Below are 23,316 nucleotides of genomic sequence, written 5' to 3'. Positions count from 1 at the left end.
GCGCAGGCCGCTTGGGCGATATATCGCGATAAATGGCTTAGCCCCACCCGCGCGAGATCATGCGTTGACGCGTCGGCGGGTGAGAAGCGTGATGAGAGGTGTGCCCAGTGCCCACTCGGCCAGGTCGCCTCGGTCGACCATGGAGAGCTCGGCGCCCTGGCCCTCTCTCATGGCGGGCGGGGTGAAGCCGCTCGACGTGATCAGCACGCCGGTGTGCCCGGCGTAGGTGTGGGCGAGGGCGCCGAGGAAGTTGCGCACGTGGGGGGAGCCGAGGTTGCCGGACCAGCGCTTGCACTGCACCGCGAAGGGCCGCCCGTCGGGGGCCTGGGCGAGGACGTCGACGCCACCATCGCCGGCCTTGCCCACCACGCGGACCTTACGGAACCCGTCACGCCGCAGGAGCGCGGCGGCCAACTGCTCGAACTGCTCGCCGCTCATCTTGTCGATCGCCTCCAGGTGGGCGTTGGCCTGGAGGTAGTGGTCGCGGTGCCGCCGCGCCTGGCGGACGGCCAGGAGGGCCACTCCGATCACCACGGCCGCCACGGCGAGGGTCGCGACCAGGAGCCACGGCCACGATGCCCGCACGAATCCCACCGTCGCGTTCATCAAAGGGACCGCGGCCACGAGCCCCACCATCGCCACCATGATGCCGTCGCCACCAGAGCGGCGCCCCCCGCGCTGGGCCGGCCTTCGTCGCGCCATCGGGAACCTCCTTGGGATGAGGTGGTCACACCGACGAGTGTGAACTCGACCACCGACAAAATCAGCGCCCGCTCCCCCGGGAGGCGGGACAGGCATGCGCCGGCCTGTCATGAAGAGAGCGGCAAACGACCGCGGGCACGAGCCTGAAGACGGCCCGTGGACTGGGGCGACGGGCGACCAGAATTCGGAGAGGATGGCCGGCCAGAATGGGCCCCGACTCACCCACCCGTGGACTGGGGCGACGGCCGACCAGAATTCGGAGAGGGCGGCCGGCCAGAATGGGCCCCGACTCACCCACCCACCCCAGGTTCCCGCCGCGCACGGCCCTCAGGTCCCCGCCGCACACGGCCCCCAGGCCCCCGCCGCACACGGCGTCGGCTTCGTACCCCACCTCACCACCCCCGCGCCGAACCCCACGGCACCCACGGTCGCGGAACGGCAACAACCCGGCCAACGTTCGTGGACGACCCCGACACCCCACCTGTCTCCTCCGGGACGCCGCCCCCTCCGGGACGCCGCCCTGTGCCCCCTCCGGGACGCCGCCCTGTGCCCCCTCCGGGACGCCGCCCTGTGCCCCCTCCGGGACGCCGCCCTCTCCCTCGGCACTGTGGTGCTTGGTACCCGGCGCCGATGCGGCGAGGCGTGGGTGCGGCGAATTCGGCGCCGTTGTGCGGCGGGGACTGGGGGTGGGTGGGTGAGCCGGGGCCCATTCTGGCCGGTCGTTCTCCCAGTCGATTCTTGCGGCCCTCCATTGGCCGATCGGTGAAGGCCGCCAGGACCGGACGCATCGCACGCAGCCGTGCGAGCGGGCCGCGAGACCGACGCATCGCACGCAGCCGTGTGAGCGGGCCGCCAGGGGATGGAAGGCAATACACGCAACCGCGTCGGCGGCATGGTCGGGGCGGATCCGCCCGCAGGAGGGGACTACTGGGTCGCCGCGGTGCGCAGGGAGTGGAACTGCTCGAGGAGCGCCGGGTCGCCGGACAGGCGGACCCCGCCGTCGTCCGCGCGGTTCCACAGCCAGAGCAGCAGCGGCCCGGCCTCACCGCTCACCAGCGCGTCACCTCCGAACCCCGTGACGGCATCGCTCACCTCGACCCCGAATGAGGTGGCGCTGAGCGTCCAGGCGTGGTGGCTGGTGGAGACGGAGACCGGGCGAGGGTCGGGTGAGTCGAGGAGGGTGCCGAAGTCGTCCTCCCAGACGGTGCTTCCGTAGCCGAGGAAGAGCTTGAGAACCTCGTCCACACCGTCCATCGCCAGGTCCTGCGGGATGGGGGACACCGGGAGCCCGGCCGCGAGCTCGGCGTCCACGCGGTGGATGACGGTCTCCTGGGCCATGCGGCGGATCCAGAATCCCACCGTCTGGTCGGGCTCGTGCCAGGTGGCGGCATGGTCGGTGGGTGAGTGGGCGGCGAACTGCGCCGTCAGCGTGGCGTAGGTCTGGTCGAGCGCCTTGACGGGATCGGGATCGACCGTCGGCAACGACTCGGGGAACGCGCCGAGCCGGATGCACTCGGCCTTGTGCAGGTAGACCATGGCGACATGCTCGGCCAGGTCGGCGACCGTCCAACCGGGGCAGGACGGCACCTTGGCGGTGGGGTCGGCCGAGGCGACGGCCGCCCGAAGCAGGGCGAAGTCATTGTCCAACCGGCTGAGAAGAAGAGAGGAGTCCATGCCGCCCATCGAAGCAGCTCAGCACGAATATCTCGCGCGAGTTTCCCGCGGCCGTGCATGCCCGGCTCCGGCTCCGGCGGGCCGGTGGGTAGATGGTCATGGTTGGGAAGTTTCGGCGTAGGCGGCGGCGACGCGCTTGGGCACGCACATGCGCCACGAATCCACGACCAGCTCGCGCATCTCGGCCTCGTCGATCGCCGCCAGCCGGACCCGCACCCAGTTGTAACGCTCGTCGGACGGGATCGGCATGAGGAACTTGTCGGGCTCACCCGCCACGAGCGCGGCACGCTCCTCCTTGGGGAAACCGAATCCCATAAGGGTCTCGTCCGGGGATATGGTCGCGTAAACGATCTTGCCGACCCGGAAGGTGATGCGGTCACGGACCAGCTTCTCCTCGGTGCGGGGCAGCGAGAGCGCCAGTCGGCGTACGTGGTCGACCGTGATCATCGGGCCGGCTCCTTCGACCGCACGGCCACGGGAACCTCATCAAGGTGATCACAGAAGGTCAAGGGGAAACCTGAGGTCGTCACCCGCCGTACGGTAGCGCCCGGCACCGACATTCCGGCGTTGGAGCCGGGCGCCCTCAGCGATCGTGCGCTTTCGCCGTTAGTCGGCCCTGTGATTCCTGTCCGACCCCAGGGGGCTGAAGGGGCAAGGGGTGGGGGTCGTGTGTTCGGCTCAGGTCGAGTGGCGGGTCACGTCGGCGCGTTCGAGCTCAGCCGATGGAGAACGTGCTGTCGATGAGAGCGCTCGGGCGGGGCAGGGGGCCGGTGAGGTCTGACGTCGTGGCCACCAGGGCGGCGCGGGGCGTGGGCACGTTCTTCTTGAGGGGCCGGGGGAGGCCGCGCCCCGGGTACTGGCTGAAGACGCCCGCTACATACCCGTCGGCGACCTTCCAGGTGGTGCCGAGGGTGAGGGCCTGACCCAGGTCGTTGAGTCGTAGCCACCAGGTGATCTTCGTGCCGGCGACCGGCGTGAGGGAGCGCTTGCCGATCAGGGAGCGGAAGGTCGGCGACACCGCGTACAACTGGCGGAAGGTCATCGCGCCGGCGTATTCGGTGGCCTTCTTCCTGATGCCGTACTTGGACGGTTTCTTGCTGGTAGCCGTGGTGACCAGCGCTTTCAGGGTGCTGGGCTCGAAGATGTTGATGATCTGGTCGCCGTACGCCGCCGAGACGCCGCCGCTTCGGCCCGCCAGGGCCCACGTCTTCCCGTCCGGCAGCACGGGCTGGTAGAGCGGCCCCGAACGGTAGAGCACGCCGTTCACGCTGATCGAGCGGTTCGAGCCGGTCTCGGCGTTCACCTTGTCGGCGTCCCAGCGGCCGTCGTCCAACTGGTCGCGCATCAGACGGCTGGGGGTGAAGGTCCGGGTGATGTCGGCCGCCCCGACACCGGAGCCGCCGAGCCGCAGCACGCCCCGGCGGACCGTCGACCAGATGGGGTGCCCCTTGTAGGACACGCCGCTGCTCTCGGTCACCTCCACCGCCAGGCGACCGGCGATCTGAGCCTTCAGCGACTTCACCGGGTCCATCGCGGCCTGCGCGGTGGCGGGGGGAGTCAGCAGAGAGGTGGAGACCAAGGTTGCCGCCAACAAGGTGATCCAGCGCTTCATGTATGCCCTCAACTTAGGATCGTGGATGAATCGCGCCATTCTCCCGGAAGAGGTGGGTGTCTGGGTGTCCGGTACACGTGCTGAGCTGCCCAAGCGCCGCGTCGCTCGCCGCTTTCGCCCCTGCCTCCGACCTGTTACGCGATCTGCCGCTCAGCGGTAGGCCGACTTTGGCTCTGGGGTCGCGACCAGCGCGGACCACCCGAAGGAGGGCTCACACCTCCACCGGGGGTAGTGGCGGTCCATCATCCCCCCGGCTCGCGCTTGGTCAGGCGGCGAGTTCGGCGTTCAGGTAATCACGGAACTCCCGGACCATCACGCTGTCGCCGTACGGCTCCAGCCGGCCTGCGAATTGCCGGATGAGATCAACCGAGCGGGCTGAGGTCAGGGTCTTCGTCACCGGAATGGCGGCTCGCGCGCTGGCCAGGGACTGCTCCAGCTCACCCATGTCGAGATATGCCTGCGCGGCGTGCACCCGGTTGAATTGGGCGGACCTGGGGAGGCGTTCGGTGAACGCGGCCACGGCCGCCTCCGCCCGTTGCGCTGCGCGGTGATGCTGGTCGAGGAGACTCCAGCAGCGGCCCGCCTCGGCGTCGAGTTCTACCGCATCAAACCGGCTGGTCCACTCTGGATCACGGTCGGTGGTTCCTTGCTCGTGAGCGTGTTCGGCCTCGGTAAGCAGCCGCTCGACCTGCCGGGCGCCAAGCCGGTCGGACGTTTCGGCGGCCCTGGTTTGCAGGGCAGTCGCCCAGGCTTCCTTGACCAGGATCAGCGACATGACACGCGGAGGCGCCCCCGCCCGACGGGCGGTGTCGACGGACGCACGGGCGAGCCATACCGCCCAAGTGTGTTGATCCAAATGGATCGCCTGCCGAGCCAAGGCGATCAGGACCTGGGCGCCGGTCAGTGGGTCATTACCTGCCTTGGCCAGTCTGAGCGCCTGGCCGAAGTGCTGCTGGGCCTGGCCATGTTGGTTGATGTCGAAGGCGGTCCAGCCTGCCATCCAGCTCATCCCGGCTGCCGCGCTCATCAGCTCAGAGCCCACCCGGTCGTCGTAGCGGCCCCGGAGTAGTGGCGCGACGTTCTCGTTCAGGTAGCGCAACACCACCGGGCGGACCAAACCGGAGCCGAACTGGCGGTCCATTTGACCGAACGCCTTGCGGGCCTCGTTGATGCGCGCCACGTCCGCCAGCCCCACGGCCCGCCCGGGGCCCTCGTGCGCGGCCGACGCCGTCGGGCTGCCGTAGTTCCACGACACCAGCCACTCCGCCAGCGCCGAGGGGACGAACGGTAGCGCGGCCAGCAGGTGACGGCGGGACGGGTCCATCTCCAACCTCCACAGATGCGCGGCGGCCTTCACCGTAGCCACCACCGAGCCGCCCGCGCTGTCGGTGGCCGGCCAGGATGATGTCGCCCCGAAGGCCCAGCCTTCTATCCACTCCTCGACCTGCACCGGCTCCACCCCGAACACGGCGGCGATCCGGGCCCGGTAACACGCCCGCACCCCCTGCTCGCCACGCTCCCAACGGGCCCACGTCGTCGTGGCCACCCCCACCGCCTCGGCCGCCTCCTCCTGGCTCATACCAAGGCGCCTGCGCGCCCGCGCCAGCTCCGGCCGCCCCCCACGCCGCTGCGCCTCACCCACGGTCGCCTCCTTGTGATCAGATGATTACCAATCGTGGTCATCACAAGGTCGCCGCCGCCACCATGCCGGGAAAACGACCAGCAACCGACCAGCTCGACCACCTTTCAGGTCGCCCCAGACGAGTGGTCACTTGACGGCCGGCGAACCGGTTTGTCCAGCTCAACCAAAGGGCATTCGTTCCGGACGTCTCGTTGTCCTACAGGCCGTCCTTGACCTGGCACTTCGCGCTCACGTCGCCACCCGCTCTGAGCGTCATCGGGTTGAAGTACGTCAGGTCCCGAGGTAGCGGAACATGCTGCGCGATCAGATGCGCCCCAGCGGGTGACGCTGCCGCAATGGATCTTCCAGGGCCGCTAAGCGGGCGCGGTGTTGGTAGTCGCGGCGGGTGAACTGGACGTCGTTCAGGACGATCCAGTAGTCCGCCGCGAACAGCTTGGCCAGCGTGGTCAGCCGCGGGAAGAGGTTGGGCTGGTGGATGGCGCATAGCCCGCCGGGCGGGGGCAGATCAGGGCTTGAGGAGACGGCTGGTGAACCCGGCGGCGAGGAGAGATTCATAAGCGGCATGCACGTCCTCCGGGACGTCCTGGGCGATTGCGAACCCCAGCTTGGAATACTCGATCACCCGCTGCAGGTCGCCGACGAGCATGTCGAGGACGAGCATGTCGTCGCCGATGCTCTTGAGGTAGTCGTCGAACTCCAGCGGTTCTGAGGCACAGATCACCTGGACCTCGGGCCACAGCTTGCGGGCGGTCGCGAAGGAGCGGCGCTCCATATACGGCTTGGAGATCAGCAGCACCGTGGTCGGGTTGACCCCGGCCGAGGCCAGGACCTCGCGCGAGAAGGTGATGTTCTGGCCGGTGTTGGACGCACTGGGCTCCAGCATGATCGCCGAGTCCGGGACACCGAGTTCGAGGGCGTGCTGGCGAAAGTGCACGGCTTCGCCGCGCGGGAAGCGGGCGGCGGTGGTGGGACTGTTGCCGCCGGTGAACACCAGGACGGGGAAGAGCCCGGCGATATACAGCTCGGCGGCAAAGGCGGCGACCCCGAGGTCGTGGCTGCCGAGTCCGATCGCGGCGTCGACGGGCCGCACATGGTGGTGCATCTGGTGGTACTCCCAGATCAGCTTGGCCTGCTGCCGCTGTTCTTCGGTGATGGCCTGCCGGTTGTCCGTCACGCGCATGTCTCCCTGGTCACCGTCGCCGGGGGGTGGACGCCCCCTCGCTCATGGCCGTGATGCCCTCGATACTGCGCAGTTGATGGCTCAGGCCATATTTGGCGGCCGTCTTCGCGGCGTGGTCGAGGACGCTAAGCCCATCATCTACCGTGGCCGGGTCGGACAGCAGGATGTGACCATGGGCGGTGTCCAGACGCACACGCTGCATCGGCGAGTCGGTCACCGCGGTGTTACGGGCGATATCGATGAAGTGCAGGGCTTTGTTCAGGTCGCCGGCACCGCGGTGGGCGAGGGCGAGTTTTTGGTGGGCGACCGACCAGTCGTCGGGCTCGGCCAGTTCCTCGAAGTCGCGGGTCGCAAGGAGCATGACGCGGGCGGCGTAGTCGTGGTTGCCTTCCTTGCTGAGCGCGGTTCCCACCCACAGGCGGGCCCTGGCGCGGTCGCGGCGAGAAAGCCGGTCATCGACGGCCAAAGTCTCGTATCGGTGCGCGGCCACCTCCAGCTTGCCGGACATCTCGGCGATCACCGCGAGGGACAGATCGAGCTGGGCGATGCGGCGGGGAATGTCGAGCTGGGTGAACACCGAGCGGGCACCGGCATAGGAATGCTGGGCTGACAGCGGCCCGATCACGGCGCCTCGGTCGCGTTGGAGGTCGCCGAGCAGGGCGGTGGAGCGGGCGAACAGATACAGGCCCTTGTCATCCAGCTCCAGCGGCTTGAAGCGGGGCAGCCACTGGTTCAGCAGGTTGCCGGCAAAGGTGAAGTCCTGGCGCGACAGAGCCACGACAACCCGATCCAGGTCGTCGGTCCACGACTCATACTCCCAAGCGCGTGGGCCGACGACCGTCACCCGTCGGCCCGGTCCGGTCGCAGGGCGTCCGGACTCCAACAGGTGCGTCTCGAACCGCAGATGCACCGCGGCGTCCGCGCGGGTGAGCGCGGTGTCCAAGATCGCCTGGGTGTCGGGTCTGGGTTCGGTGCTGGTGAGGAGCTTCTCCCACTTGGAGACGGTACGCACGCCGACGCCGAGGTGTTCCGCGAACCCGCGAACGCTCAGCCGCAACGCAAGGCGAAGTGCCCGGGCTTCCAGGCCAGTCCAGTGGTGCACGGTCGCCATGCGTCGCTCCCTTCCGCAACCGCCATGGAAGCACGGTGCATGCACGCGGGGGGACGGAAGTGCGACGGAAGTGCAACAGCAGACCATTTCACGGCCATGCTCATCGCGGCCACGCTCGAAGTGCCACCACTTTCGAGCCGCTGGATGGTCACGAGCATGGAACCCCTCACGGAGCATCGCGGCGTCAGCGACCTGATCGTCTATGGCTTCCTGCAGCTGGTGCGGACTTCTGCCGCCCGGCAGGAGGCCTTGACCGCGTCACTGTCCGAGTACTGCCGACAACACGAGCTGCTGCTGTCGGGAGTCTTCATCGAACGCTCCGCCTACATCACATCTGCCGCGTTCACCGGGCTGCTGGACGCGCTGGCCCTGCCCGGCATCTACGGCGTCGTGTTACCCGCTGCCTCGCACTTGGGCCGGAAGGCGATAGCGGCTGAGCGAGAAAGGCGGATCGACGCGGCGGGGGCCCGGCTGTTGTTGATCCGCAGGACCCCCACACCTCGCCTAGCCGGGCGCTCCCCCTCCAGCTCGCCCACCTGAGCGCCCCAGCCTTCCGATGTACGACTTCACCTTCACCGATGAAAGGGAACGGCCATGGAAGCATTCGAACGCGCGCGGCTGGACGCTTACTTCGCCAAGATCGCCCTCCGGTTCGCTCCCCACGACCAGATCACGTCCTTCTTGGTCACACACCTTCTGCCGGAGCGGCCCTGTTTCGTCCGCGCGGTCGCGGGGATGAGCCGCCTGCGGGCGGTGCTGCCCAAGCCCAGGTCGATCGACCCCGCCGCCCAGCGTGAGGTCGAGCAAACCGTCCCGGTCGACGCGCTCTCCCGCGAGCTATTCGCCGCCCCTGACACGGCCTTGGACTACTTCGAGTCCCGTGCCGCCGCCGAGCCGATCGCACTGCTGGACGTCGGCGGCTACTTCGCCTCGGCCCTGGGCGACTTGCATGGACGCTTCTCCGGCCAGCTCCTTGGAGTGATCGAGGACACGGAGAATGGCCACCGCCGCTACCAGGATCTCGACAAGCTGCCCTGCCCGGTGATCTCGGTCGCCCGCTCACCGCTGAAGGACCCCGAGGATTTCCTCGTCGGCCAGTCCGTGGTCTTCTCCACAGAGGCGGTCATGCGCAGCCGTGGCGACATCCTGCACGGCCGCCCGGCCCTAGTGATCGGCTTCGGCAAGCTCGGCAGCTCGATCGCCCGCCTGCTGCACGCCAAGGGCGTCCAGGTCACCGTTTTCGACATCGACCCCGTCCGCCGCACCCAGGCCCTGTCCCAGGGCTTTACCGTCGCCCGCGACCGCCACAGCGCGCTGACCGGAGCGGGACTCGTGCTCTGCGCGACCGGCGCGGTCTCCCTGCACGGCGAAGACTTCCCTCACCTGCGCAACGGCGCCTACATCGCCACCGTCACCAGCAGCGAGGACGAGCTGGAACTCAGCGGGCTACCAGACGTCTACACTCGCACGATGGTCGGCGACCATGTCACTCGCTACCAGACGACCGGCCACTACTTCTACCTGGCGAACGGCGGAAACGCCGTCAACTTTCTGCACGGTGCCAGCGTTGGGCCGTTCATCTTCCTGGTCCAAGCGGAAATACTCGCCGGGATCAGAATGCTCACCCGCGGAGACCTCGCCTCTGGCATGCACACGGTCCCCGCAGCCGACCGCGCCGCCATCGCGGCGACCTGGCTCTCCTATTTCAACAGGTGATCGACTTGGCTATCACGGCAGACCACATCCGCACCACCATCGGCGACTACCTCGACGCGCACCCCGAGGAAAGGCCCGGCCTCGCCCCTGTCCTGGAACTGCTGGACGACGGCGCGGACCTCACGACCCGCAAGGAATTCCGCGGTCACGCGACCGCTGGCGCGATCCTCGTCGGCCCGGACGGGCGCATCCTGCACATCCATCACCTGGCCTTGGACAAGTGGCTCCTGCCCGGCGGCCACCTGGAGACATCTGACGCCACGCTCCGGGACGCGGCCCTGCGCGAACTTGCCGAGGAGACCGGCATTTCCGCCGACGTCGTTACCCCGGTTGGCGACCGCCCCTTCCACATCGACGTCCACCCCATCCCGCCCAACGACGCCAAGGGCGAGCCGGGTCACCAGCATTTCGACTTCCGGTTTCTCTTCCGCACCGCCACCGATGTCAGCCGACTCCAGACCGAAGAGGTCACCGACGCCGCCTGGCGCGACGCCCACAGCATCAACGACCGAGCCCTACGACAGCGCGTCGTCCAAGCACTTCGCTGACGCCCCGATCAGGCCGCCCTCGCGCTTGCGATCTCAACTCGTGCAGGGGTGGCGATCCATTCCCAAATGTCACGCGGAAACGCACCTGATGTCCCAGTGTTCCGGCTGTTGGAGGGTCATCAACCCCGCGCTCGTGGAAGACGACCAGTTGCCGACCACCTGGGTTAGGTCATCATTCAGATCACCGCGGACTGGCAGGCGTCGGCGTTCACTCCCGCTGCCCCAGGGCGTTTCCTGCTGTCACGATCTCCGACAGCGAATGGAGCGTGTCCATGCGCCCAGCAGGCAGCGTCCCCTCAGGCACTCCTGAGCAGCCCCCGCTGGCTCTGCCCCCATGGTCGGAGCCCGGTGGGCGGCACCTCGGAGCAGCGGCGGGGCGAGATCGCGTCCGGACGCTGGTCAGGCTGCTCCAGCCCGGGTCAGCGTCCCGCCGCGCCCGTGAGGTGATACGGGAGGTGCTCCGGCAGGCAGGCCTGGACGATGACGCCATCGCGGACGCCGAGTTGATCGTCGGGGAACTGGCCGCCAACGCCGAGCGGCACGGCCGTCCGCCGTTCGAGGTGCATGTCTTCAGCGTGGATGGCGTGCCGGCATGGTGCGAGATCATTGACGGTGATCCCGACGTCCACGAGGTCGCGATCATCCTCGACCTGCTGCGCTCGGTGCGGGAGATCGGTCTGCCGCTGCTCGCCGAGGACGGCCGCGGACTGCTGCTTGCCCACCGGCTCTCCGGCGGCCACTGCCACGTCCACTCCATCACGACCTGCACGACCGGCACCCCGGGCAAGGCCGTCGCCTTCGCCCTCCCGCTCTCTTCGAGCCCCCGGTCGGACGTTCCGCCTGGTGCCGGAGACGGCCGGTGAGGACGTCGCCCGCCATCCATACCGGCCCCGGCCGGGCCTGATCTCGCGGTGTGGTGGTGCCACCGGCGGGGGGCGCGAGAGCCGTTGGTCAGGTGTCGTTGGGGTGGGTGGTGCGGGTCAGGAGGAGGGCTACGTCGTCGTACTGCTTGGGGAGGGCGCCGATGATCGCGGCGCAGGTGGCCTCCAGGGTGTCGCCGGGGGAGCCGAGGGCCTCTTGCAGGGCGGCGATGCCGGTGTCGATGTCCTGCTCGCGGCTCTCCACGAGCCCGTCGGTGTAGAGCGCGAGCGTGCTCCCGACCGGCAGCGCCACCTCCGTGGTGGAGAACGCCCTGGAGAACGTGGCGTCGCCGAGCCCCAGCGCCAGCCCTGAGGGCAGGTCGAGCACGGAGGCGGTGCCGTCGGGGTGGACCAGGATCGGAGGCGGGTGACCCGCGCGGGCCAGGGAGCAGGTGTGGGTGGTCAGGTCGACGATGGCGTAGAGACAGGTGGCGCACTGGATCGAGTCGAGGTCCTCGGCCATCCGGTCGAGCCGTCGCAGCACCTGGTCGGGCGGCAGGTCGAAGCCGGCGAGCGCGCGCACGGCCGCGCGAAGCTGGCCCATCGCCCCGGCGGCCACGGCGCCGTGCCCCATGGCGTCGCCGATGACCAGGGCGATGCGCGTCTCGGACAGCGGGATCACGTCGTACCAGTCGCCGCCCACCGTCATGGCGCTCGCGGGCAGGTAGCGGTGGGCGACCTCCAGCCCCGGCGGGATGGTGAGCGTGCGGGGCGCCAGGTTGTGCTGGAGTGCCTCGGCGGTGCGGCGCTCGCGGCAGTAGAGCCGGGCGTTGTCGATGCAGATGGCCGCTCGGGTCGCCAGGTCCTCGGCCAGGGTGTCGTCGTGGTCGTCGAAGCGCGGCCGGTCGGGCTTGCGGCTGAACGCGACGAAGCCGAGCACCATGCCCCGCACCGTCAGCGGCGCGTTGAGGAACGACGACTTCTCCAGGATGCCCATCGCGGACTCGCCCAGCACGCCCGTGATCTTGTCGAGGTCCCTCGTGGCCAGCTCCGTCACGGTGTACGGGATCGGCATGCCGCCGACCATGCATCGGGTGGCCGGATGGCGCGGGCCGTAGAGGACGATCTCGTTCACAGGGAAGGCCATGCGCCAGTCGCACTCGTCGGTGCGGCTGACGCCGATGCTCAGGGCCAGCCGCCGGACCCGGACCGAGCCGTCGGCCGTGAGATCGGGATACTCCTCGTCCCTGAGCAGCCCTTCGACGACATAGAGGCTGGCGGTGTCGGCGAACCGCGGCACGGCGATGCCCATGAAGTCCTCGGCGGCCTGCCGCGGGTCGAGCGTGGCGCCGATGCGGCTGCTCAGCTCGTTGAGAAGGGCGAGGCGCTCATCGGCGGAGGCGTCGGCGGAGGGGGCCAGGGAGGTGTCCACGGCGGTGACCATCACCGCTCCCCACGCGCCGGGCCTGGCCAGCGGCTCCCAGTCGAACGCGACGTCGTGAAACCGCCCGTCAGCGCATTCGGCGGAGAGCACGTCACTCCACCGCGCGCCGGCGGCGACCTCGTTCAGGGCCCGTCGCACCATGTCGCGACGGGCGCCGCGCAGCAGCAGGTCGCAGAAGTGGCGGCCCATGGCCCGCTCGGGAGGGCGTCCGAACAGTCGCACGGCACCGCCGCCCCACTGGGTGACACACCCGTCTCGGTCGAGCACCAGAGCGGCGAATCCCGCCGGGTGCGTCGCAACCGGGCGCGAACGGCAGGTGTCGTCCGCCCGTGGCCCCGATCTCGCAGCACGCGCCACCAGACCCCCCTGGGAAAGAGATGGACATCGTGTTGGCGCCGCGTGAGAGGCGGGTGGTCCTTCCCAGCGGGTTCTCCGCCGATCTGCGGCTACCGTGAGTAAAGTAGCATCTACTCTTAGCTGTATTTCGCGAAAACTCTTCAATGTAAGCCGTGCGGCACTTTCCGCGACCCGTTCCCCAGATCACGACATCTGATCGCAACGGCTCCGGGTCCTACGTGGGCCGGTCCTGGCGGAGGCCGTCGAAGGCGATCTTGCATACGGCGTCGGCCAATGCGTCGGCGCCCATGCCGCCGCGCGGCCTGTACCACTCGATCAGCGAGTTGACCAGCCCGAACACCAGGCGGCTGGTGACGGCGGGGTCGACGTCGGGCCGTACGTCGCCCTCGGCCTCCGCCTGCTCGACCAGGTCGCTGACCAGGCGGTCGAACTCGCGGCGGCGGGCCAGGGCCCGGCGCTCCACCGCGGTGTTGCCCCGTACCCGCAGCAGCAGCGTGACGAACGGAAGGCGCTCGACCAGCACGTGCACGCTGCTCCGTACGAGGTGCTCCAGCCGGTCGATCGCGCGGCCCTCCATGGCGGCGGCCGCGTCCGCGGCCTCGAACAGGCCGTTCAGGGCGCGGTCGACGGCCAGGCGGAGAAGCTCGTCCTTGCTGGAGACGTGGTAGTAGATCGCCGACTTGGTGATGCCGAGCCTGCGGGAGAGGTCCTCCATGCTGGTGGCCTCGTACCCCCGCTCGTTGAACACCTTGACCGCGACGGCGAGCAGCGACTCCAGGTCGTAGCCGGGGCGTCCCCGGCGGGGAGGCGTGATGCGGGCGGTGTTCATCACAAGGAGTATCTCAGCCGGGGCCGGCCGCTCGATGGTCCGCCAGGCGGCGCAGCTTGCCCACCGAGCGTTCCAGGGTCTCGGGGTCGACCACCGAGCAGTCCACGGTGACGCCGACCGTGTCCTTGACGGCCGCCGTCACCTCGGCCGCCGCGTGGTCGCGGCGCTCTGCGGGGCAGCCGGGCCGTGCCTCCACCTGTACGGTCATGTGGTCCATGCGGCCCTGGCGTGTGAGCACGATCTGGAAGTGCGGCGACAGCCCCGGCGTGCGCAGGACGATCTCCTCGATCTGGGTCGGGAACACGTTCACGCCCCGCAGGATGATCATGTCGTCGCTGCGCCCGGTGACCTTCTCCATCCGCCGGAACGGCCGGGCCGCCGTGCCTGGAAGCAGCCGGGTCAGGTCGCGCGTGCGGTACCGGATGATCGGGAGGGCCTCCTTGGTCAACGAGGTGAACAGCAGTTCCCCTCTTTCGCCCTCCGGCAGCACCTCATCGGTGAACGGGTCGACCACCTCGGGATAGAAGTGGTCCTCCCAGATGTGCAGGCCGTCCTTGGTCTCCACGCACTCCTGGGAGACGCCGGGCCCCATGACCTCCGACAGGCCGTAGATGTCGAGTGCGTCGATGTCGAGCCGGTCCTCGATCTCCTTGCGCATCTGCTCGGTCCACGGCTCGGCGCCGAAGAGCCCGATGCGCAGCGAGGTCGAGCGGGGGTCGATGCCCTGCCGCTCGAACTCGTCCACCAAGGCCAGCATGTAGCTGGGCGTGACCATGATGATGTCGGGCTTGAAGTCCTGGATGAGCTGCACCTGGCGGGCCGACATGCCGCCGGAGGCCGGGACGACGGTGCAGCCGAGGCGCTCCGCTCCGTAGTGCGCGCCGAGACCGCCGGTGAACAGGCCGTATCCATAGGCGATGTGCACGATGTGACCCGGCCGGCCACCGGCGGCCCTGATGGATCGGGCCATGAGGTCGGCCCACGTGGACAGGTCCCGTTCGGTGTAGCCGACGACCGTGGGCCGGCCGGTGGTGCCGCTGGAGGCGTGGATGCGCCGGACCTGCTCCCGGGGGACGGCGAACATCCCGAAGGGGTAGTTGTCCCGCAGGTCGTGCTTCGTGGTCATCGGGAAACGCGCGAGGTCGGCAGGCGTACGGCAGTCCTCGGGGAGCACACCGGCGTCGTCGAACGAGCGGCGGTAGAACGGCACGTTGTCGTAGGCGTGCCTGAGCGTCCACCGGAGGCGTTCGAGCTGGAGAGCGCGGAGCTCGTCTCCGTCGATCTTCTCCACCACCGTCACCCGCCTTGCATACTGACCGAATGGCCGGTTAATAATGATTTGTCGTCAGTTAAGGGTCGGTACTCCGCCACTGTCAAGGGGACCACTGAAAGCCGCGCGTGTCGGGACGACCCTGCAAATGGGTAGGAGCGGAGGGGCGCGAGGCCGCCTGGGCGGCACGTGGTCACCCGTACGAACGGCCGGTTGGTTATTCCTCGATGGGGAGGTCTGCGATGGCGCCGCTCAGCAGCTACGTCACCGGTTCCTGGCACGTGCCGGACGACGAGGGGGCCCCGCTGTACGACGCGGTCACCGGGGAGGAGGTCGCCAGGCTCTCCTCCACCGGAGTCGACTTCGGGGCCGCGCTGCGGTACGGCCGCCGCGTCGGCGGGCCGGTGCTCCGCGAGCTGACCTTCCACCAGCGCGCCGCGCTGCTGAAGGCGCTGGCGTCCCACCTCCGCGAGCACCGCGAGGAGCTGTACGGGCTGTCGCTGCGCACGGGAGCGACGCTGGGCGACTCGAAGTTCGACGTCGACGGCGGCATCGGCGTGCTCTTCTCGTACTCCAGCAAGGGCAGGCGCGAGCTGCCCAACGACACGATCCACCTCGACGGCGGCGTGGAACCGCTCGGCAAGGGCGGGTCGTTCGTCGCCCAGCACCTCTACACGTCCCTGCGCGGCGTGGCCGTGCAGATCAACGCCTTCAACTTCCCCGTCTGGGGGCCGCTGGAGAAGCTCGCGCCCGCGTTCCTGGCCGGCGTGCCGTCGCTGATCAAGCCGGCGGGGCAGACCGCCTACGTCACCGCGCGGCTGGTCGAGCTGATCGTCGAGTCGGGGATCCTGCCGGAAGGGGCACTTCAGCTGGTCTGCGGGAGTGTGGGTGACCTGTTCGACCACCTGACCGAGCAGGACCTGGTGGCCTTCACCGGCTCGGCGTCCACGGCCCAGCGGCTCCGCACCCACCCGGTCGTCGCCGCCCGCTCCGTGCGGTTCAACGCCGAGGCCGACTCGCTGAACTGCTCGATCCTCGGCCCGGACGCCGTTCCCGGCAGCCCGGAGTTCGACCTGTACGTCAAGCAGCTCGTGACCGAGATGACGGTCAAGGCGGGGCAGAAGTGCACGGCCATCCGGCGTGCGTTCGTCCCCTCCGCACTTCTCGACGCGGTGGCCGAGGCCGCCGTGGCCCGCCTGGCGAAGGTCACGGTCGGCAACCCGGCCGACCCCGCCGTACGGATGGGCGCGCTCGCCGGCCTCGGCCAGCGTGAGGAGGTCCGCCGCGCGCTGAAGGCCTTGATCCCGGCCGGCTCGGTGGTGTACGGAGATCCGGAACGGGTGGACGTCGTCGGCGCCGACGCCGAGCGCGGGGCGTTCATGTCCCCGCTCCTGCTGCGCGTGGACGATGCCGATCGGCCCGAGCCCCACGAGGTGGAGGCGTTCGGCCCGGTCAGCGTGCTCATGCCGTACACCTCGGCCGAGCAGGCGATCGATCTGGCCGCGCGGGGCCAGGGCAGCCTCGTGGGGTCGGTGGTGACCGGCGACCGGGACTTCGCCCGGGAGGTGGTGCTCGGCGTGGCTCCCTGGCACGGCCGCCTGCTCATCCTGGACGCGGAGGCCGCCAAGGAGTCCACCGGGCACGGCTCCCCGCTGCCCGTCCTGGTCCACGGAGGTCCGGGGAGGGCCGGTGGCGGGGAGGAGATGGGCGGCATCCGCGGGGTGCTGCACCACATGAACCGCACCGCCGTGCAGGGCGCCCCCGGGATGCTCGGCGCGGTGACCGGCCGGTGGGTGCCCGGCGGCGAGCGCACCGTCACCGAGGTCCACCCCTTCCGCAAGCACCTGGAGGAGCTGAGGCCCGGGGACACGGTGATCGCCGGTCCGCGCCGGGTCGGCCTCGACGACATCGAGCACTTCGCCGAGTTCACCGGCGACACCTTCTACGCGCACATGGACGAGGAGGCGGCCAGGGCCAACCCGTTCTTCGACGGAAGGGTCGCCCACGGCTACCTGATCGTCTCTCTGGCGGCGGGGCTGTTCGTCGATCCCGACCCGGGGCCGGTACTGGCCAACTACGGCCTGGAGAACCTGCGGTTCCTCACCCCCGTGTACCCCGGTGACGAGCTGACCGTCACGCTGACCGCCAAGCACATCGACCCCCGCGAGGGCGCGGCCTACGGAGAGGTCCGCTGGGACGCCGACGTGACCAAGCAGGACGGGTCCTCGGTGGCGAGGTACGACGTGCTGACGCTGGTGGCCAAGCGCGACACCTGACCTGGGCGGCCCGGCGCGGGCGTACGGGCTTGCGCAGGGCCGGTCGCTGGGCCAGACTAATAACTGACCGAATGTTCGGTAAAGGGGTGGCGGTGTATGGCTGACCTCGAAGAGCACTTCAACCACACGATCGAGAAGGACCGGCGCGTCGAGCCGCGCGACTGGATGCCCGATGGCTACCGCGCGACCATGGTGCGGCAGATCGCCCAGCACGCGCACTCGGAGATCATCGGGATGCAGCCCGAGGGCGAGTGGATCACCCGTGCCCCGTCGCTGCGCCGCAAGGCGATCCTGCTCGCCAAGGTTCAGGACGAGGCCGGGCACGGGCTCTACCTCTACTCGGCCGCCGAGACGCTGGGCGCCGACCGTGCCGAGCTGACCGCGATGCTCATCGAGGGGCGGCAGAAGTACTCGTCGATCTTCAACTACCCGACGCTGGGCTACGCGGACGTCGGGGTGATCGGCTGGCTGGTCGACGGGGCCGCCATCTGCAACCAGGTGCCGCTCTGCCGTAGCTCGTACGGGCCGTACGCGCGGGCGATGATCCGCATCTGCAAGGAGGAATCGTTCCATCAGCGGCAGGGGTACGAGCTGCTGATGACGATGATGAGGGGCACCGAGGCCCAGCGGGCGATGGTTCAGGACGCGGTGAACCGCTGGTGGTGGCCCTCGCTCATGATGTTCGGCCCGCCCGACGACGCCTCGCCGAACACCGCCAGGTCGATGGCGTGGAAGATCAAACGGCACACCAACGACGAGCTACGGCAGCGGTTCGTCGACATGACCGTGCCCCAGGCCGAGGCGCTCGGCGTGACGCTCCCGGACCCCGACCTCCGCTGGAACCCCGAACGGGGCCAGCACGACTTCGGGGCGATCGACTGGTCGGAGCTCAAGCGGGTGATCAGCGGGGACGGGCCCTGCAACGCCCGGCGGCTGGCCGTCCGGCGTGCCGCACACGAGAACGGCGCCTGGGTCCGCGAGGCGGCCACCGCGCACGCCCGCAAGACGGCGCACGCTCACGAGACGGCGCACGCTCACGAGACGGCGCCCGCGAGCGAGGGCGCCGGGCGGGGGGTGGTGGCATGAGCGAGTGGCCGCTGTACGAGGTGTTCGTCCGGAGCAAGCGAGGGCTCAACCACGTGCACGTCGGATCCCTCCACGCCGCCGACGACGAGACGGCGCTGCGGCACGCGCGCGATCTCTACACCCGTCGCAACGAGGGCGTGAGCATCTGGGCGGTGCGGTCGGACCACATCGCGGCCGCCAGCCCAGATGAGAAGGATCCGTTCTTCGCGCCCAGCGGCGACAAGGTCTACCGGCATCCGACCTTCTACGCGATCCCCGACGACGTTCCGCACATGTGAGGCGACCATGTCCTCCGGCAAGGCCCATGACCCGTTCTCGGATGACCTGTCCCCGGCTGATCCCTACGACGCGTCCCAGGGCGACTCCTACGTCTCCTCGGCAAGCGATCACGACCTGCCGCGGAGTGACGTCTACGACCCGTCGCAGGGTGATGCCTACGTGTCGTTCGCGGGCGACGGCCACGATCCGCTCGCGGGTGACGCCTACGACCCGTCGTCGGGGAACGCCTACGAAGCGCTCAACGAGGGGGACGATCCCCGCTGGGCCTACGGCACCGGATTCGCCGATCCGCTGGCCGGGGTGGACACGCGGGTGCCCGAAGGGGTGGACCCGGCCGATCTCGCGGCCTACTGCCTGATGCTGGGCGACGACGCGCTGATCATGTCCCACCGCCTGCAGCAGTGGTGCACGAGCGCGCCGGAGCTGGAGGAGGAGGTCGCGCTGGCCAACATCGCGCTCGACCTGCTCGGGCAGGCCCGGTTGCTGCTCTCCCGCGCCGGCGCCGCCGAGGGGTCCGGCCGGGACGAGGACGCGCTGGCGTTCCTCCGCGAGCCGGCCGAGTTCCGCAACGTGCTGCTGGCCGAGGTCGAGAACGGCGACTTCGCGCACGACATGGCCCGCCTGCTGATCTTCGCGACCTGGCGGCTCGCACTGCTCGACCGGCTGACCCGGTCGCGCGATCCGGTGCTGGCGGCGGTGGCGGACAAGGGCGTGAAGGAGGTCGCCTACCACCGCGACTACGCCGCGGGCTGGGTCGTGCGGCTCGGCGACGGGACGCCGTACTCGCGGGAGCGCATGGCCGGAGGGCTGGAGGCCGTATGGCCCTTCGTGGCGGAGCTGTTCAGCACGCACGAGGCCGAACGGCGCCTGGCCGAAGCGGGCGTCGCCGCCGATCCTGCGGCCCTGCGCGAGGAGTTCGACGCCGTAATCGACCAGGTCCTCTCCGCCGCGACCCTCACCAGGCCCGGAGGCGCCGCCGATCCCTACGGCCACCGCGACGCCGACGGTCTTCACGATGCGGACGGTCCTCGTGATGCCGACCGTCCTCGTGATGCCAAGGGTCCTCGTGATGCCGAGGGTCCCCGCGATGCCGACGTTCCCCGCGATGCCGACGGCCCTCGCGACATCCTGGCTCCGGACGCCAGCACTCCGGATGCCCAGGCTTCGGACCTGGCAGGGGACGCCGTGCTTTCCGGGACGGCAGGTCGGGCCGGGGTGCACACCGGGGCGATGACCGAGTTGCTGGCCGAGTTGCAGAGCGTCGCTCGTGCCCATCCGGGGGCGCCATGGTGACCGCGCGCGAGATCGCCGAGGCCGTGCTGGATCCGGAACTGCCCATGCTCACCCTGGCCGACCTGGGCATCCTTCGTGACGTCCAGGAGACCACGGACGGAGGCGTGATCGTCACCATCACTCCGACCTACAGCGGATGCCCCGCCATGGGGGCCATCCGGGCCGACCTGTGCGGTGCTCTGGGCGCGGCCGGATACGCCGAGGTCGAGGTCCGCACCTCGCTGTCGCCCGCGTGGACGACCGACTGGATCAGCGAGCGGGGCAGGCGGAAGCTGGCCGACGCGGGCATCGCCCCGCCGGGCACGGCTCCGGTACGGCCGAGCGGGCCGGTGCCGGTGACCTTGGGCCCGAACCGCAGGCGGCTGAGCTGCCCTCACTGCGGCTCGGCCGACACCGAGGAGCTGTCCCGATTCGGTGCCACCGCGTGCAAGGCCCTGTGGCGCTGCCGCGCCTGCCGGGAGCCGTTCGAGCACGTGAAGGAGATCTGATGACGCCGGCCGGGGTGCGTACGCGGCGCCGGGCCGGGTTCGCCACGTTGCGCGTGGCGCGGGTCGACCGGCTGTGCGAGGATGCCGCCGCGATCACCTTCGACGTGCCCGATGAGCTGGCGGAGGACTTCGCCTTCGAGCCCGGCCAGTCGCTCACGCTCCGCGCGATCATGGACGGCCGCGACGAGCGGCGGTCCTATTCGATCTGCGCTCCGGCAGGCGCTCCTTTGCGCATCGGCGTCCGTGAGATCCCCGGCGGCCTGTTCTCAACGTGGCTGGTCCACCACCTGAGGCCCGGAGACCGTGTGGAGGTGCAGCCGCCCACCGGCGGTTTCACCGCCGACCTCTCCCGGCCGGCCCATCACGTGTTCGTGGCGGCCGGGTCGGGCATCACGCCGGTGCTGTCGATCGCCTCCTCGGCTCTGGAGACGCCCGGCAGCACGGTGACGCTGTTCTACGGCAACCGCACCACGCGGACCGTGATGTTCGCCGAGGAACTGGCCGATCTGAAGGACACCGCTCCCGCCCGCGTCGAGCTGGTCCACGTGCTGTCCAGGGAGCCACGGGAGCCGGAGCTGTTCACCGGCCGCCTCGATGCCGCCAAGCTCCGTACCCTGCTCCCCGCGCTGACCATTCCATCCGATGTCGGTCACTGGTGGCTGTGCGGGCCCTACCGGATGGTGGTCGAGGCGCGGCAGGTGCTCGCGGAGCTGGGCGTGCCAGGGGAGCGCGTCCACAACGAGCTGTTCTACGTGGACGAGCCGCCACCGGCACCCGTGCGCCGTGCCGAAGGCCCGGGGGAGACCGCCGCCGAGGTCACGGTGGTCCTCGACGGGCGGGCCACCTCGACGCCGCTTCCCCGTGACGTCACCATCCTGGAGGGGGCGCAGCGGGTACGGCCCGACCTTCCGTTCGCCTGCAAGGGCGGGGTGTGCGGCACGTGCCGCGCGCGCGTGGTCGAGGGCGAGGTGGAGATGCGGCGCAACTTCGCGCTGGAACCGGCCGAGGTGAAGGCGGGGTACGTGCTGACCTGCCAGTCGCTGCCGGTCTCCGAGAGGGTCACCGTCGACTTCGACACCTGACGCCGTCGTTCCTCGTGACTCAGGGGGAGTGCGAGAAGCGGATCCGCAGGTGGCCGCCGCGGCCGGTGAGCCGGACGTGCGAGAGAGGCTCCACGTCGATCCTCCAGAACGCCTCCAGGGGCGTGCCGAGAACGTGGACGACGGCGGCCCTCATCACGGCGGGATGGGTGACCGCCACCACCCTCCCGCCCTGCGGGTCCTGCCGTGCCTCCAGCCACGCGGCGACCCGGTCGACCAGGGTGAGCAGCGACTCGCCGCCATGGGGGACGGCGGCGGGGTCGGTGAGCCATGCCCGTACGCCCGCGGGGTCCTCCTCCTGCACGTCGGCCAGGGTACGGCCCGCCCAATGGCCCGCGTCCCAGTCGCGCAGGCCTTCGTCGGCCACGGCGGTGAGGCCCAGCCCCGCGGCGGTCTGGCGGCAGCGTGAGGACGGCCCGCACAAGGCACGCGTACCTGTGGTCCCCTCCATCGGGGCGAAAAGATGGGCGGAGGCGGCGACCTGGCGCAGCCCTCGTTCGTTGAGGCCCTCGTCGAGAGGGAACGCGACCCGCTGAAGGGCCGCCGTAAAGCCATGACAAATCAGGGTAATTCGGTCGGTCACGTATATCCCCTCTATGGGGTAAGCGGAGCGATTGTCGCCGTTTGCCTCATTGACTCACCCGCGGTCGGCACCGTAACGTCCAAGCGACATTGTTGACGGTGTGGGGAAGCCAGCGAGACTCTGGCACGGCCGCGCCACTGTGACCGGACCTTCGGGACCGGGAGTCAGACCCTCCGTCGTCACCGCCACCCCGCATGGGACGCGTGATCCCCAGGAGGCTTTCATGGCTCGAGCCGTCGTTCCCCATTCCCAGCCCGCTCCCATCGGCATTCCCGTTCGCGAACTGCTGCCGTGGGCCGTTTTCACCGGTGTCCTCGCCCTCTTCCTGCTCTACTTCGTCGGCGCGGAACAGGGGGCCACCTCTCTGATCTCCGGGAACCACGTGCACGAGTTCGTGCACGACGGACGTCACCTGCTCGGCTTTCCCTGCCACTGACGCGGGGTCTGCAACAGCATGGTGAGAAACCTGCTGGTCCGCGGCATGCTCGCGGGCCTGGTCGCCGCCGCTCTGGCCCTGGTGTTCGCCTGGATCTTCGGCGAGCCCCAGGTCGGAGCGGCCATCGCTCTGGAGGAGCGCCTCGGGCACGCCGCCCATGGGATCGACCCGGCACACGCCGTGGCCTCGCCGGAGCCTGAGCCGGTCAGCCGGGGGGTGCAGTCCACTCTGGGCCTCGCCACGGCGGTCGGCGTCTACGGCGTCGCGATCGGCGGCGTCTTCGCGCTCGTGTTCGCCTTCGCTTACGGGCGGCTCGGCGCGCTGGGGGCCAGGGCCACCGCGGCCGTGATCGCATTAGGCGCGTTCGTCACGGTGGAACTGGTGCCGTTCCTGAAGTATCCGCCCAACCCGCCTGCGGTGGGCGATCCCGCCACCATCGGTCGGCGGACGGTCGTCTACTTCGCGCTGGTGCTGATTTCGATACTTCTGGCGGTCGCGGCACTCCACATCGGCCGCAGGCTCGCTCCCCGGTACGGCACCTGGAACGCGGTGTCGCTCGGCCTCCTGGCGTTCCTCGCCGCCGTGACCGTCGTGTGCGTGCTGATGCCCGCGATCGACGAGGTGCCCCCGGACTTCCCGGCCGTGCTGCTGTGGCGGTTCCGGCTCGCCTCCCTCGGCGTCCAAACCGTCCTGTGGACCGGTCTCGGGCTGCTGTTCGGCGTCCTTGCCGAGCGCGTCCTCGATCCGTACCGCGCACCGGCGCACTCGCCCACCGCCTGAACCGACACCGCCGGCCCGGACGGGCGGGCGGTCCCGCGCCGGCCCTAGGG

24 protein-coding genes and 1 riboswitch are annotated in these 23,316 nt (G+C 69.8%); of the genes, 12 read left to right on the top strand and 12 right to left on the bottom strand.

Features of this window, described 5'->3' with window-relative positions; genetic code table 11:
• Positions 1 to 57: 57 nt before the first annotated feature.
• From ABD810_RS26665 to ABD810_RS26630, 8 genes are all read right to left on the bottom strand, one after another.
• Positions 58 to 702 carry a restriction endonuclease gene (locus ABD810_RS26665; protein WP_344946068.1) on the bottom strand — a complete coding sequence of 215 codons (645 nt, stop codon included), beginning with the start codon at positions 700 to 702 and terminating at the stop codon, positions 58 to 60.
• Positions 703 to 1,626: 924 nt separating this feature from the next.
• Positions 1,627 to 2,376, bottom strand: a complete 750-nt coding sequence (locus ABD810_RS26660; protein WP_344946065.1) for a maleylpyruvate isomerase family mycothiol-dependent enzyme — start codon at positions 2,374 to 2,376, stop codon at positions 1,627 to 1,629.
• Positions 2,377 to 2,472: 96 nt separating this feature from the next.
• Entirely contained in the window at positions 2,473 to 2,823 is a 351-nt protein-coding gene (locus ABD810_RS26655; protein WP_344946063.1) for an MmcQ/YjbR family DNA-binding protein, read from the bottom strand.
• A 268-nt stretch (positions 2,824 to 3,091) separates the two neighbouring features.
• Positions 3,092 to 3,988, bottom strand: coding sequence for a hypothetical protein (locus ABD810_RS26650; RefSeq protein WP_344946061.1), 897 nt, complete (start codon positions 3,986 to 3,988; stop codon positions 3,092 to 3,094).
• Between the two features lie 265 nt (positions 3,989 to 4,253).
• The gene (locus ABD810_RS26645; protein WP_344946059.1) at positions 4,254 to 5,630 is read right to left on the bottom strand and encodes a helix-turn-helix domain-containing protein; all 1,377 of its coding nucleotides are present in this window, start codon (positions 5,628 to 5,630) and stop codon (positions 4,254 to 4,256) included.
• 303 nt (positions 5,631 to 5,933) lie between these two features.
• Entirely contained in the window at positions 5,934 to 6,194 is a 261-nt protein-coding gene (locus ABD810_RS26640; RefSeq protein WP_344946057.1) for a WbqC family protein, read from the bottom strand.
• On the bottom strand, positions 6,136 to 6,804 hold the full coding sequence (locus tag ABD810_RS26635; protein WP_344946054.1) for a YdcF family protein: 669 nt from the start codon (positions 6,802 to 6,804) through the stop codon (positions 6,136 to 6,138). Before ABD810_RS26635 ends, ABD810_RS26640 begins: the two co-directional genes overlap by 59 nt.
• 16 nt (positions 6,805 to 6,820) lie before the next feature.
• Positions 6,821 to 7,921 carry a hypothetical protein gene (locus ABD810_RS26630; RefSeq protein ID WP_344946051.1) on the bottom strand — a complete coding sequence of 367 codons (1,101 nt, stop codon included), beginning with the start codon at positions 7,919 to 7,921 and terminating at the stop codon, positions 6,821 to 6,823.
• A gap of 156 nt (positions 7,922 to 8,077) precedes the next feature.
• Between ABD810_RS26630 and ABD810_RS26625 the strand changes: the two genes are divergently transcribed.
• The 4 genes from ABD810_RS26625 to ABD810_RS26610 all read left to right on the top strand — a co-directional run bounded on the left by ABD810_RS26625 (position 8,078) and on the right by ABD810_RS26610 (position 11,048).
• On the top strand, positions 8,078 to 8,461 hold the full coding sequence (locus tag ABD810_RS26625) for a hypothetical protein (RefSeq protein ID WP_344946049.1): 384 nt from the start codon (positions 8,078 to 8,080) through the stop codon (positions 8,459 to 8,461).
• Between the two features lie 54 nt (positions 8,462 to 8,515).
• Positions 8,516 to 9,637 carry an NAD-binding protein gene (locus tag ABD810_RS26620; protein ID WP_344946046.1) on the top strand — a complete coding sequence of 374 codons (1,122 nt, stop codon included), beginning with the start codon at positions 8,516 to 8,518 and terminating at the stop codon, positions 9,635 to 9,637.
• A 5-nt stretch (positions 9,638 to 9,642) separates the two neighbouring features.
• Positions 9,643 to 10,185 carry an NUDIX hydrolase gene (locus ABD810_RS26615; RefSeq protein WP_344946044.1) on the top strand — a complete coding sequence of 181 codons (543 nt, stop codon included), beginning with the start codon at positions 9,643 to 9,645 and terminating at the stop codon, positions 10,183 to 10,185.
• A gap of 272 nt (positions 10,186 to 10,457) precedes the next feature.
• Positions 10,458 to 11,048, top strand: coding sequence for an ATP-binding protein (locus ABD810_RS26610; protein WP_344946041.1), 591 nt, complete (start codon positions 10,458 to 10,460; stop codon positions 11,046 to 11,048).
• A gap of 88 nt (positions 11,049 to 11,136) precedes the next feature.
• On the opposite strand, the gene ABD810_RS26605 is transcribed toward ABD810_RS26610, so the two are convergent.
• From ABD810_RS26605 to paaK, 3 genes are all read right to left on the bottom strand, one after another.
• Positions 11,137 to 12,846: a SpoIIE family protein phosphatase gene (locus tag ABD810_RS26605; protein WP_344946038.1), complete on the bottom strand. Its 1,710-nt coding sequence runs from the start codon at positions 12,844 to 12,846 to the stop codon at positions 11,137 to 11,139.
• Between the two features lie 214 nt (positions 12,847 to 13,060).
• Positions 13,061 to 13,675: a TetR-type transcription factor C-terminal domain-containing protein gene (locus tag ABD810_RS26600; RefSeq protein WP_344946035.1), complete on the bottom strand. Its 615-nt coding sequence runs from the start codon at positions 13,673 to 13,675 to the stop codon at positions 13,061 to 13,063.
• 13 nt (positions 13,676 to 13,688) lie between these two features.
• Entirely contained in the window at positions 13,689 to 14,966 is a 1,278-nt protein-coding gene (paaK, locus tag ABD810_RS26595; protein WP_344946032.1) for a phenylacetate--CoA ligase PaaK, read from the bottom strand.
• Between the two features lie 221 nt (positions 14,967 to 15,187).
• Here paaK and paaZ point away from each other — a divergent pair, with 221 nt between their 5' ends.
• From paaZ to paaE, 6 genes are all read left to right on the top strand, one after another.
• Positions 15,188 to 17,221 carry a phenylacetic acid degradation bifunctional protein PaaZ gene (paaZ, locus tag ABD810_RS26590; protein ID WP_344946029.1) on the top strand — a complete coding sequence of 678 codons (2,034 nt, stop codon included), beginning with the start codon at positions 15,188 to 15,190 and terminating at the stop codon, positions 17,219 to 17,221.
• A gap of 96 nt (positions 17,222 to 17,317) precedes the next feature.
• The gene (gene paaA, locus ABD810_RS26585; RefSeq protein WP_344946026.1) at positions 17,318 to 18,307 is read left to right on the top strand and encodes a 1,2-phenylacetyl-CoA epoxidase subunit PaaA; all 990 of its coding nucleotides are present in this window, start codon (positions 17,318 to 17,320) and stop codon (positions 18,305 to 18,307) included.
• Positions 18,304 to 18,585 carry a 1,2-phenylacetyl-CoA epoxidase subunit PaaB gene (gene paaB / locus ABD810_RS26580; protein WP_344946023.1) on the top strand — a complete coding sequence of 94 codons (282 nt, stop codon included), beginning with the start codon at positions 18,304 to 18,306 and terminating at the stop codon, positions 18,583 to 18,585. Before paaA ends, paaB begins: the two co-directional genes overlap by 4 nt.
• A 7-nt stretch (positions 18,586 to 18,592) precedes the next feature.
• Positions 18,593 to 19,879 (top strand): 1,2-phenylacetyl-CoA epoxidase subunit PaaC, encoded by a 1,287-nt coding sequence (gene paaC / locus ABD810_RS26575; RefSeq protein ID WP_344946020.1) that lies wholly within the window; start codon positions 18,593 to 18,595, stop codon positions 19,877 to 19,879.
• A complete protein-coding gene (gene paaD / locus ABD810_RS26570) occupies positions 19,873 to 20,367 on the top strand; it encodes a 1,2-phenylacetyl-CoA epoxidase subunit PaaD (protein WP_344946017.1) in 495 nt (164 codons plus the stop codon). The genes paaC and paaD overlap by 7 nt, the downstream gene beginning before the upstream one ends.
• The gene (gene paaE / locus ABD810_RS26565; protein ID WP_425566961.1) at positions 20,364 to 21,449 is read left to right on the top strand and encodes a 1,2-phenylacetyl-CoA epoxidase subunit PaaE; all 1,086 of its coding nucleotides are present in this window, start codon (positions 20,364 to 20,366) and stop codon (positions 21,447 to 21,449) included. The genes paaD and paaE overlap by 4 nt, the downstream gene beginning before the upstream one ends.
• A gap of 19 nt (positions 21,450 to 21,468) precedes the next feature.
• Here the strand turns inward: paaE and ABD810_RS26560 are convergent, their stop codons facing one another.
• Complete coding sequence (locus ABD810_RS26560) at positions 21,469 to 22,050, bottom strand: histidine phosphatase family protein (protein ID WP_344946011.1); 582 nt, start codon at positions 22,048 to 22,050, stop codon at positions 21,469 to 21,471.
• Between the two features lie 79 nt (positions 22,051 to 22,129).
• Positions 22,130 to 22,242, top strand: a riboswitch (cobalamin riboswitch).
• A 31-nt stretch (positions 22,243 to 22,273) separates the two neighbouring features.
• Here ABD810_RS26560 and ABD810_RS26555 point away from each other — a divergent pair.
• Positions 22,274 to 22,486: a CbtB domain-containing protein gene (locus ABD810_RS26555; protein ID WP_344946008.1), complete on the top strand. Its 213-nt coding sequence runs from the start codon at positions 22,274 to 22,276 to the stop codon at positions 22,484 to 22,486.
• 18 nt (positions 22,487 to 22,504) lie between these two features.
• Positions 22,505 to 23,266, top strand: coding sequence for a CbtA family protein (locus tag ABD810_RS26550; protein ID WP_344946005.1), 762 nt, complete (start codon positions 22,505 to 22,507; stop codon positions 23,264 to 23,266).
• Positions 23,267 to 23,316: the final 50 nt, after the last annotated feature.

Source organism: Sphaerisporangium flaviroseum (genome assembly GCF_039537005.1).
Taxonomy (GTDB): Bacteria; Actinomycetota; Actinomycetes; order Streptosporangiales; family Streptosporangiaceae; genus Sphaerisporangium; species Sphaerisporangium flaviroseum.
This window is presented reverse-complemented; position numbering and strand designations above follow the sequence as displayed.